Genomic DNA, 3,003 nt, shown 5'->3' on the forward strand with positions numbered 1-3,003 from the left:
CGACTTCGAGGCCTCCGCCGGCCGCACCGTCGCCCGGGTGGCGGCGCTGCGGCCCGGGGACGCCGCCCGGGAACGCGTCCCCGCGGCGCGCGAGCGGCGGACGCCGGACGGCCGTCCCCGCGTCGGCGAGGCACGGCGGCAACCACCGCCCCGCGCCCGCTCCACGGCGCCGGAGTCCCCGCGGCGGCCACGATGAGCGGACAGGGGCGTGAGCAGCGCAGCGAGGAACGAGCGAGCAGCGGAGCGCCCCGCGGGAGCGAACCCGGGAGCACTCCGAGCGGACAGCTGAGCGTGGTGCTCGCCGGAGGCGGCACCGGCGGGCACATCGAGCCGATGCTCGCCCTCGCCGACGCCCTGCGGCGGCGCGGCGTCCCGGGCGGCGGGGTGCGGATCACCTGCCTGGGCACCCCCCGCGGCATGGAGACCCGGATCGTGCCCGCCCGCGGCTACGACCTGCGGCTCATCCCGCCGGTGCCGCTGCCGCGCAAGCCCACCCTCGACCTGCTGCGGGTGCCGGGACGGGTGCGCCGGTCGGTGGGGGAGACCCGCGCCCTGCTGCGCGAGGTGCAGGCCGACGTCGTCGTCGGCTTCGGCGGATACGTGGCGCTGCCGGCCTACCTGGCCGCCCGCCGCGCGCGGGTCCCGGTCGTCGTGCACGAGCAGAACGCGCTGCCGGGGCTGGCCAACCGGATCGGCGCCCGCCTCGCCGCCCGCGTCGCGGTGACCTTTCCCGGCACGCCGCTGCACCGCGGCGAGCACGTCGGCATGCCGCTGCGCACCGCGATCAGCACGCTGGACCGGGCGGCCCGCCGGGAGGAGGCCCGTGCCGCCTTCGGCCTGGACGCCGACCGGCCGACGCTGCTGGTCTTCGGCGGCTCGCAGGGTGCGGCGGCGCTCAACCGGGCCGCGACGGGGGCCGCCGACGCGCTCACCGCGGCCGGTGTCCAGGTGCTGCACGCCCGCGGGCCGAAGAACACCGACGTGGTCGTGCCGGCCCGGCCCCCGGGCAGCGCGCCCTACGTCGTGGTCGACTACCTCGAGCGCATGGACCTCGCGTACGCCGCCGCCGACCTCGCCCTCTGCCGGGCCGGCGCGGTGACGGTGGCCGAGCTGTCCGCGGTGGGACTGCCGGCCGCGTTCGTGCCGCTGCCGATCGGGAACGGGGAGCAGCGGCGCAACGCGCTGCCCGTCGTCGAGGCCGGCGGCGGGCTGATGGTGGACGACGCCGCCCTGTCGCCGTCCTGGATCGAGGAGAACGTGCTGCCCCTGGTGACCGATCCGGCCGCGCTGGCCGGCTACGCCGCGCACGCGGCGGAGGCCGGGGCGCGCGACGCCGACGAGCGGCTGGCCGACATCGTGCTGGAGGTGGCGGCCAGGTGAACGAGCCCGCGAGTTCGCCCAGGGGCGGAGCAGCGCCGCGAACGCGGTCGACGAGCGCCAGCGAGGAGAACGAGTGAGTGCGGCGGCGGTCGCGGCGTGGAACGAGCCGGTGCCCTCGCTCGAGGAGCTGGGCGCGGTCCACTTCGTCGGCATCGGCGGCGCCGGGATGAGCGGGATCGCGCGGATCCTGCTGGCCCGCGGGGTCGTCGTCTCGGGCAGCGACCGGCGGGACACCCCCACCCTGCTCGCGCTGCGGGCCCTGGGCGCGCGGGTCGCGCTGGGGCACGACGGGGCGCACCTCGGCGACGCCGACACCGTCGTCGTCTCCACCGCGATCCGCGAGGACAACCCCGAGCTGGCCGCGGCGCGCGAGCGGGGCCTGCGCGTGCTGCCCCGCGCGGTGGCGCTCGCCGCGGTGATGGCCGGCAAGCGCAGCGTCGCCGTCGCAGGCACCCACGGGAAGACGTCGACGACGTCGATGCTGACCGTCGCCGTCCAGGCCTGTGGCGCCGACCCGTCCTTCGCCATCGGCGGCGACCTCAACGAGTCGGGCAGCAACGCCCACGCCGGCAAGGGTGACGTCTTCGTCGCCGAGGCCGACGAGAGCGACCGCTCGTTCCTGCTGCTGGCGCCGCACGGCGCGATCGTCACCAACGTCGAGGCCGACCACCTGGACAACTACGGCGACCTCGCCGCGGTGGAGGCCGCCTTCGACCGCTTCGTGGGCACCGTGGACCCCGCGGGCTTCGTCGTGCTGTGCGCCGACGACCCGGGGGCGGCCCGGCTGCGCACCGTTCCGACGCCGGCCCGAGTACGCACCTACGGCACCGCCGAGGACGCCGACCTGCGGCTGCTCGACATCGAGGTCGGTCCCGAGACGACCGCCTGGACCGCGGTCCTGGACGGCGAGCTGCTCGGCCGGGTGCAGATCCGGGTGCCCGGCGAGCACATGGCCCGCAACAGCGCCGCCGCCCTGCTGGCCGGGCTGGAGCTCGGGCTGCCCGCGGACCGGCTGGTGGCGGGCCTGGGCCGCTTCGGCGGGGTGCACCGCCGCTTCGAGCTCAAGGGCGTCGTCGGCGGGGTGCGGGTCTACGACGACTACGCCCACCACCCGACCGAGGTCGAGGCCCAGCTGCGGGCCGCCCGGGCGGTGGCGGGGGAGGGCCGGGTGGTCGTGGCCTTCCAGCCGCACCTGTACAGCCGCACCCGCGAGTTCGCCGCCGGGTTCGGCGCCGCGCTGGGCCTGGCCGACGAGGTGGTGGTCATGGACGTCTACGGCGCCCGCGAGGACCCCGTTCCCGGCATCACCGGCGCGATGGTCGCCGACGCGGTCGCCCTGCCGGCCGGCCGCGTGCACTTCGAGCCCTCCTGGTCGGCCGCCGCGCCCGCGCTCGCGGCGCGCGCCCGCCCGGGTGACCTGGTGATCACGATGGGGGCGGGCAACGTCTCGATGGTCGGGGCGGAGGTCCTGGAGGCGCTGCGGGGCGGCCGGCCCGGCGACGGCGCGGCGGACCAGGTCCCGTGAACCGCTCGGGCACGACCACCCGCGACCGCGCGCACGGGCCGGCGACGGCTCCCGAGTCCGCACGCCGCGCCGCGGCGCCCGCGCGCCGGCGCCGGGAC

The 3,003-nt window shown here is 78.0% G+C and carries 2 protein-coding genes and 1 pseudogene; all 3 read left to right on the top strand.

The window, feature by feature from the left end:
- Positions 1-196, top strand: a pseudogene (locus MY520_RS27785) (putative lipid II flippase FtsW); the annotation flags it as partial.
- Positions 197-291: 95 nt separating this feature from the next.
- Positions 292-1,380: an undecaprenyldiphospho-muramoylpentapeptide beta-N-acetylglucosaminyltransferase gene (gene murG / locus MY520_RS27790; protein WP_436695932.1), complete on the top strand. Its 1,089-nt coding sequence runs from the start codon at positions 292-294 to the stop codon at positions 1,378-1,380.
- A gap of 73 nt (positions 1,381-1,453) precedes the next feature.
- Positions 1,454-2,905, top strand: a complete 1,452-nt coding sequence (murC, locus tag MY520_RS27795) for a UDP-N-acetylmuramate--L-alanine ligase (protein WP_436695933.1) — start codon at positions 1,454-1,456, stop codon at positions 2,903-2,905.
- Positions 2,906-3,003 lie beyond the last annotated feature (98 nt).

Source organism: Geodermatophilus sp. CPCC 205506 (genome assembly GCF_051383635.1).
Taxonomy (GTDB): domain Bacteria; phylum Actinomycetota; class Actinomycetes; order Mycobacteriales; family Geodermatophilaceae; genus Geodermatophilus.